Origin of the sequence: Prosthecobacter sp., from assembly GCF_044373815.1 — a bacterium.
GTDB lineage: Bacteria > Verrucomicrobiota > Verrucomicrobiia > Verrucomicrobiales > Verrucomicrobiaceae > Prosthecobacter.
The window spans coordinates 1-6,974 of record NZ_JBIPNG010000353.1; the positions used below are offsets into that span (position 1 = coordinate 1).

Below are 6,974 nucleotides of genomic sequence, written 5' to 3' on the forward strand. Positions count from 1 at the left end.
CCAGCGCCTGGAAGACGCCGGCCTGCCCCTCCCGCTGGATGACGAGCGCCTCGTCAAAGAAATCGCCCTCTTCGCGGATCGCACAGACATCTCCGAAGAGCTCACCCGCGCCGCCAGCCACGTGCAGCAGTTCCGCTCCTACCTCGCCAGCGACACCCCCGCCGGACGCAGCCTCGATTTCCTCCTGCAGGAGTTCTTCCGCGAGTTCAACACCATGGGCTCCAAGTGCAACAACGCCGAAATCGCCCACCACGTCGTCACCGCCAAAACCGAACTCGAAAAAATCCGCGAGCAGGTCCAGAACGCCGAATAATCAGATCACGAAGCCCCCGGCTTCGGCAGCCCCTTCGGCACCGATTTCGGGGCCTCGGGCTTGGCCTTCCCATCCTCGGGCAGCCACGCCTCCGGCGCCCCGGCTTTGACCATCACATCACGCAGCGTGACGCGCCCGCCATCGCGGTGCTTGCACTCCTCTGCCGCCGCCATGAAGGCGTAAATTTCCAGTGTCTGCTTCGGCGATACCGGCGGCTGCTTCGTCTGGAAAAATTTGACGATCTCACGCAGCATCGGCGTGTAGTCGCCCTCGGACTTCTGCTCGGTGATCTGCTTGTCCCCAAAACGAATCAGCTTGTACGCCATCGCCCCTTCATGAATGGCTTGCAGCGTCCCGGTGCGACCACCGGACCAAAGCCCCGTGACGATGGATTCAGACGTCGTGGTCGTCCGAGTGACGGAGAGGCACCCGGGCCCCATCACTGTAAAGAGCGCCTCCGTCGGGTGAATCCCATAGAAAAACAGGTCCGGATGGTGCGGCAGCACATGCGCCGGCCCATAGGAGATGACACTGCGCGCCGGAGTCGGTTCCGCATTGGCCACTTCCAGCACACCCGGATACCAGCGCACTGCGGAAGCACTGAACACCGGCACCTGTGCGGCTGCCGCCAGCTTGTAGATTTCCACAGCATCCTTCAGGGAAGCCGCCACCGGCTTGTCCATGAAGACCGGTTTGCCTGCGGCAATGATCTGCTTCATCTGCTCTAGGCGCGGCCTGCCTTCGAGGCTCAGCAGCATGATGGCATCCACATCTTTGCAGGCCTCCGCCACACTGCCCACGATGCGCACGCCAAACTTGTCGCGTACAGTCGCCGTGAAGCCCTCGATGCGCGTCTTGCTCTCCTCAATGTCCGGGCTCCCGCTGGGGAAGGCCACCACCACCCGCGCACCGGGAATGTGGTTCGGGTTCGCGGGGTCGTTCAGGCGCAGCGTGAACTGCTCTGAATGCGAGGTGTCGAGCCCGATGATGCCGATGCGTAGGTCGTCTGCCATGAGGGTTGTGCTGAGCAGCGCCGCCACACATCCCATGACGAGGATGAGCTGATCTCGGAGACGGCAGGTCGGTCGCATGCATGTAAAATGCAGGCATGGGGGTCAAAGCGCAACTGTTGAGTCGCTTGACCGTCTCGCCCGCCCCGCTAGTCTCGGACCATGGAAACCGTCAGACTCGGCATCGTTGGGCTTGGAAACATGGGCAAGGCACACCTTGCGAACATTCGCGCGGGCAAGATCCCCGGCCTGCGCGTCACCTCTTTGTGCGAGAGCGTCGGCACCCTGCCGAACCTCATCGAAGGCGAAAAAGCCTTCACCGACGTCAATCTGATGATCCGCAGCGGTCACATCGACGCCATCCTCATCTGCACCCCCCACTTCAGCCACACCACCATCGGCATCGCAGCCCTCCAGGCTGGCCTCCACGTCCTCGTGGAAAAGCCCATCTCCGTTCACAAAGCCGACTGCGAGCGCCTCATCGCCGCGCATACCGACAAGAACAAGATCTTCGCCGCCATGTTCAACATGCGCACCAACGCCTGCTTCAAGAAGGTCAAGGACCTCATCGACAGCGGTGAACTCGGCGCCGTCCGTCGCGTCCATTGGGAAGTGACCAACTGGTTCCGCACCAACTATTACTACGCCACCGGCGGCTGGCGCGGCACCTGGAAGGGTGAAGGCGGCGGCGTCCTCATGAATCAGTGCCCACACAATCTGGATCTCTTCCAGTGGCTCTTCGGCATGCCACAAAAAGTGCGCGGCTTCTGCCAGTTCGGCCGCTTCCATGAGATCGAAGTCGAGGACGATGTCACCGCCGTCATGCAGTATGACAACGGCACCACCGCCACCTTCGTCACCAGCACCGGCGAAGCCCCCGGCATCAACAAGCTCGAAATCTCCGCCGAACAGGGCCGCCTCACCGTCACCGACGGCACCCGCATCCACTTCCAGCGCAACCGCCAGCCCATGAGCAAGTTCTGCATGGAAGCCGAAGCCGCCTTCGCCATGCCCGAAAGCTGGCACATGGACATCCACGTCGATCAAACCGGCGGCCAGCACATCGAGATCCTGCAAAACTTCACCAATGCCATCCTCAAGGGCGAGAAACTCCTCTCCCCCGCCGCAGAAGGTCTCCACAGCGTCGAACTCGCCAACGCCATCCTCCTCTCCACCTGGCAGGACAAGACCATCGAGCTCCCCATGTCCTCCGCCGACTACGAGCGCATCCTCATCGAAAAAGGCGAGCAATCCACCTTCCAAAAAACTAAGGTCGTCGCCAAAGCCACCTCCGACGACTTCGCCAAAAGCTTCCGCTAAAAGCTCAGGCAACAGTCACAAAAATAAAACGCCGCCCGGGAAACCGTGCGGCGTTTTTCGTGGTAAATCATTCGTCAGACCCGCCCATGCCCTCAAAACTTGCGCGTGATGAGGATATCAAAGAGGTTGTGGTGATGATCGGTCCAGAGCGGCGGATGTTCGTTCGGCACGGCCCAGGAGGGCAAGGATGGCGTTTGGGCGCGGATGAAGGCTGCGTCGCGTGAGATGAGCACGAAGTCGGTGGCGTAACCGTAGACGTTTTCCGGCGGTGTGTAGGAGATGCGCACGTGCTGCACGCCCAGCTCATCGGCGATACGACCGAGCACAGGCGCAAGGTTCACGGCGCGGTTGGTCACATTGGCCACGATGACGCCGTCCGGCTTCAAATGCGTGAGGTAGAGATTGAAGGCCTCAATGGTGAGCAGGTGCATCGGCACCGAGTCACCGCTGAAGGCGTCCAGCATCAGCACGTCAAAGTTTTGCGGTGCTTCGTGCTTCAGGGAGAGGCGTGCGTCACCGAGGGCGATCTCGTATTTGCCGCCGCGTGCCTGGAAGTCGGAGACGAAGGTGAACCACTTGAGGGCAAGTTTTTCAGCGGCGGGATTGAGCTCGTAAAAGCGGTAGGTCTGCCCTTTCTCACCATACCCGGCCACGCAACCCGCCCCCATGCCAACGACGCCGACACGGGCTTCCGGCTTGTCCTTCACGTGCAGCAGCGCGATGCCGGAGCCGGCCTGCGGTGCGTAGTAGCTCAGCTGGTCGCGGCGGTGTTCCCGTCGCATGTCCTGCCGTCCATGGCGGATGGTGCCGCTGATGAAAGAGCGCACCTGCTCATGCGTGTCCGGGTCTTCCTTCTCAGCGACGGAGAGCAGGCCGTAAAAGTCGCGGTGGCTGGTGAGGCACACATCGTATTGCAGCTCCCAGCGGGCGATGAAGCCCACGAGGACGAGGCTGACCACCACCCACGCGGTGCGCGCCACGGCACGCAGTTGCAGCGCACGCTGGCCCACCCAGGCGACGAAGAGGAAGCCCAGCAGCAGGGAGAGCGGCCACTCAAAGAAGGTCGTGAAGATGAGCGGTGCCACGAGGCTGACGGCCAGGCCGCCGAGCGCGCCACCGGCAGACATGTGCAGGTAGTAGGAGGTGAGGTGCCTCGTGTCGGGCTTCAGCCGTGCGAGCTCGCCATGGCACACCATGCAGATGCCAAACATGGCGCCCACCAGCACGACGATCTCAGTGCTAAAGCCCACGGTGATGGCGTCCACATTGTAAATGGCGGAGGTGCCGAAGAGCAGCACCATCGTGGCGATGGCCCATGCGGAGCGCCAGTACCAGCGCGGATGGTCAAAGCAGATGATGAAGGACAACAGATACAGGCTGAGCGGCAGGATCCAGAGGAAGGGAATGACGGCAACGTCCTGGCAAAGGTGATTCGTGGTGGCCAGCAGCATCACAGAGGCAAAGGCGGGCAGCAGCAGCCAGAGCAGGCGGCGGCCCCAGGTGGGTACGGTGGCATGCGTGGCGGCCTGCGGATGGAGATCTCCCTCCGGGGTGATGACCTCCGGGCGCACGCGGTTGGCCCAGGCGCAGAAGCCCATGAACAGCGCGAAGACTACAAACGTCCAGGACCAGATCCGCGTCTGCTCCACGTCTGACCAGCGTGTCTCGATGAGCACAGGGTAAGAAAGCAGCGCGGTGAGGGAGCCGATGTTTGAAAGCGAGTACAGGCGCCACGGGCTGCGGCTGGGGAACTGATGCGTAAACCACACCTGCAGCAGCGGGCTGGTGGCGGAGAGCACGAGGTAGGGCAGGCCGACGGTGCGCAGCAGCAGCAGCAGGATGCGCCCGATGGGCTCTTCATTGCCCGCAGGCTGCAGCGCCGCATTGGGCTCGATGGGCAGACACATCACCGCCAGCAGCAGCAGGATGCCGTGCACCACCATCTGCGTGCGCGGTTTGCGCGAGGCCAGGAAGTGCGCGTAGCTGTAGCCGCCAAAGAGCAGCACCTGGAAGAACAGCATGCATGTCGTCCACACCCCGGGACTGCCCCCAAACCACGGCAGGATGAATTTGCTGATGACGGGCTGCACCTGAAAGAGCAGGAAGGCACCGAGGAGACTGACGAGGCAGAAGATGAGATTCATGAAACGGGGCGCTCCATAGTGAGGAGATTTTATATTACAATCTTTAAGATCACGTCCTCAATGCCCCCCGCTCTTTTGTTAAAATAAAACCATCGCAAATGCAGTGCGTGCGATTGAGGGGGCCGCAGACGGGATTTGCGATCTCTTCGTCTTCCACACCACATGACGTGCGGTTTTCCGCATCCGTCGATTGGCAACGTTGCAGGGCTTGTCCCACGCGGCTGGGTCTGCAGGCGTGATCAGTCCATATCTCTTCATGATGCTCTTGTTGAGTGTTTCCTGCATCACAGACTGTCTCCCCTTGCATCATGCTCAGCGACAGCCGTGCGCCGGCAGCGGAGTCACACTTGCGCTCATAGTGCTCGCCCTGTGCCACCCTGCTCCAAGAACTTCCGCTGAGTTGCTGCACACCCAGGCACAGCATCGGCACACTCATTGCTTGCAACCATTGAATAAATTCTCACGTTATATCATCTGACACCCCATGCTCTCTCGCCTCACAGCCCTGATCCTCACCCTCTGCATCGGCCTCCCGATGTGCTGGTGCTGCATCACCGCTGCCCAGCATGAAGAAGTCGCCACCTGCTGCGCCAAAAAGCAGCACTCGGCCTCCGAGCATTCCCAGGAGCCAAACTGCCCCTGCGCCAAACACGAAACCGCGCGCGATGTCGCCGCCACCTTCGTCAATGCCCCAGCCCCCGCCTTAAAGCTGCTGGCTGAACCCGTCTGGCATGCCCTTTCACCTCTCAGCCTCACCTCAAAGGCTGTTGCCAATCATGCGCCCCGTCACGACCACGGGCCGCCCTTGCATGCGCCACCGCTCTATTCGCGGCATTGCGCCCTCTTGATTTGAAGCCACGCGCCACGCGTCTGGAAGCCAGACGCCCCGGGCAATGACTCGATAACATGCGGCCACCGATTTGCGCCGCCACCAGACTGACCTGTCCGGCCGTCTGGCCTCATCGCCAGTTCACACGCCACTCGATGGCAAGCCGGCATGCGCACGCCTGCGCTGCATGCCGCAAATTCAAAGCAGGCACTTCAAAAACACAACACATCCAACACTATGAAAACCATCCTCATGCTCATCGCCGCAGCCTCCGTCGCCACCCTCTCCAGCACCGCTCTTGCCGCTGGCAAGGCTTGTGAAAAGTGCTGCAAGGACAACTGCGCCGCCTGCTGCAAGGAAAAGGGCAAAGCCTGCGGCAAAGACTGCTGCAAAGGCGAATAGTCCCCTCGGTCAAAACCACGCCGTCACCCGGAAACGGGTGGCGGCTTTTTTATCTCTCCGCCGCCTGCTTGAGCGCCTTCAACGAGGGCGCGCCGCTCAGCTTCGCCATCTCCGCAGCCACAATCTCCGCACGCCTTGCCGCCTCCATGCGATCCTTGGCCTTGGCCTGCACCGCAGCATTGTGCGCCTTGCGCAGTTTTTCGGCGACGGGCGAGGTCGGATTTTTATCCGCTCCCGTAGCCGCCCAGTCTTGAGCAAACGAGTTCACCAGCCCCGCCAGCTCGGCATCATGCTGCTCTAGGTTTTGCATCACCTCATGAATTTCATCCGGCGTGGCCTGGGCGCTGACGGACGAGCTGCGTGACGCATTCTTGGAAGACGGCCAGAAGATCAATGCCAAAAATCCAACCACCACCACAGCCACCACCCCGATGACCAGCATGAGCTGTTGCTGCTGCTGCGTCATTCGAACAGCCTGCTTTGGTGGCGGAGCAGCTTTCTTTTTCTCCACCACTGCCGGCACACCTGGCGCGCGCACCCCCGGCGCGCGCGGCACACTCGGTCCCGGTGCGCGTACTGCCGGTACAACCGATACAGCAGGTGTTGCCGGTGCAGCCGCACCCGAGCCTGCCCCCAAACGCAACCCTGCACCCAATCCCGCACCCATGCCCGCTCTCGAGGCTGTTCCCATGCCTATGCCTAGATCGATGGCCATGACATCGCCGGGAACCTCTCCAGGCTCCGCAGTCTGCTTCATCGCCACATTGATGTGCGCACGAAGCTCTCCCGCATCCTGATACCGCTTCTCCGGATCGGGGTCGATGGCTTTGGCGATGATGCTGTCCCACCTCGTCGAAATTTTGGCAAACTCCGTGACCGACCGCCGCGGCTCCCCCGGAATCGTGCCGGTCAGCATCTCATAGAGCACCACACCTGCTGCGTAAATATCCACCCGA

At 61.5% G+C, this 6,974-nt stretch carries 6 protein-coding genes and 1 pseudogene; 4 read left to right on the forward strand and 3 right to left on the reverse strand.

The genetic code is table 11. The annotated features are described in order from the left end of the window. A partial coding sequence (locus ACIREA_RS22880) for an endoribonuclease YicC domain-containing protein (RefSeq protein WP_397384665.1) occupies positions 1-313 on the forward strand: 313 nt, incomplete at its 5' end. Positions 314-318: 5 nt separating this feature from the next. Here the strand turns inward: ACIREA_RS22880 and ACIREA_RS22885 are convergent. Further along, positions 319-1,404 (reverse strand): Gfo/Idh/MocA family protein, encoded by a 1,086-nt coding sequence (locus ACIREA_RS22885; RefSeq protein ID WP_397384666.1) that lies wholly within the window; start codon positions 1,402-1,404, stop codon positions 319-321. An 81-nt stretch (positions 1,405-1,485) separates the two neighbouring features. On the opposite strand from ACIREA_RS22885, the gene ACIREA_RS22890 reads away from it, so the two are divergent. After that, complete coding sequence (locus tag ACIREA_RS22890) at positions 1,486-2,643, forward strand: Gfo/Idh/MocA family protein (protein ID WP_397384667.1); 1,158 nt, start codon at positions 1,486-1,488, stop codon at positions 2,641-2,643. A 92-nt stretch (positions 2,644-2,735) separates the two neighbouring features. Here ACIREA_RS22890 and ACIREA_RS22895 read toward each other — a convergent pair whose 3' ends face one another. Further along, positions 2,736-4,787 carry a spermidine synthase gene (locus ACIREA_RS22895; RefSeq protein ID WP_397384668.1) on the reverse strand — a complete coding sequence of 684 codons (2,052 nt, stop codon included), beginning with the start codon at positions 4,785-4,787 and terminating at the stop codon, positions 2,736-2,738. 484 nt (positions 4,788-5,271) lie between these two features. On the opposite strand from ACIREA_RS22895, the gene ACIREA_RS22900 reads away from it, so the two are divergent. Next, positions 5,272-5,640: a hypothetical protein gene (locus ACIREA_RS22900; RefSeq protein ID WP_397384669.1), complete on the forward strand. Its 369-nt coding sequence runs from the start codon at positions 5,272-5,274 to the stop codon at positions 5,638-5,640. 213 nt (positions 5,641-5,853) lie between these two features. Beyond that, positions 5,854-6,018, forward strand: a complete 165-nt coding sequence (locus ACIREA_RS22905; protein WP_397384670.1) for a hypothetical protein — start codon at positions 5,854-5,856, stop codon at positions 6,016-6,018. A 49-nt stretch (positions 6,019-6,067) separates the two neighbouring features. Here the strand turns inward: ACIREA_RS22905 and ACIREA_RS22910 are convergent. After that, positions 6,068-6,974: pseudogene (locus ACIREA_RS22910) on the reverse strand (hypothetical protein); the annotation flags it as partial.

Coding starts and splice junctions, on each gene's coding strand:
- ACIREA_RS22885 (WP_397384666.1), bottom strand. CDS start 1,404: ATGCGACCGACCTGCCGTCTCCGAGATCAGCTCATCCTCGTCATGGGA.
- ACIREA_RS22890 (WP_397384667.1), top strand. CDS start 1,486: ATGGAAACCGTCAGACTCGGCATCGTTGGGCTTGGAAACATGGGCAAG.
- ACIREA_RS22895 (WP_397384668.1), bottom strand. CDS start 4,787: ATGAATCTCATCTTCTGCCTCGTCAGTCTCCTCGGTGCCTTCCTGCTC.
- ACIREA_RS22900 (WP_397384669.1), top strand. CDS start 5,272: ATGCTCTCTCGCCTCACAGCCCTGATCCTCACCCTCTGCATCGGCCTC.
- ACIREA_RS22905 (WP_397384670.1), top strand. CDS start 5,854: ATGAAAACCATCCTCATGCTCATCGCCGCAGCCTCCGTCGCCACCCTC.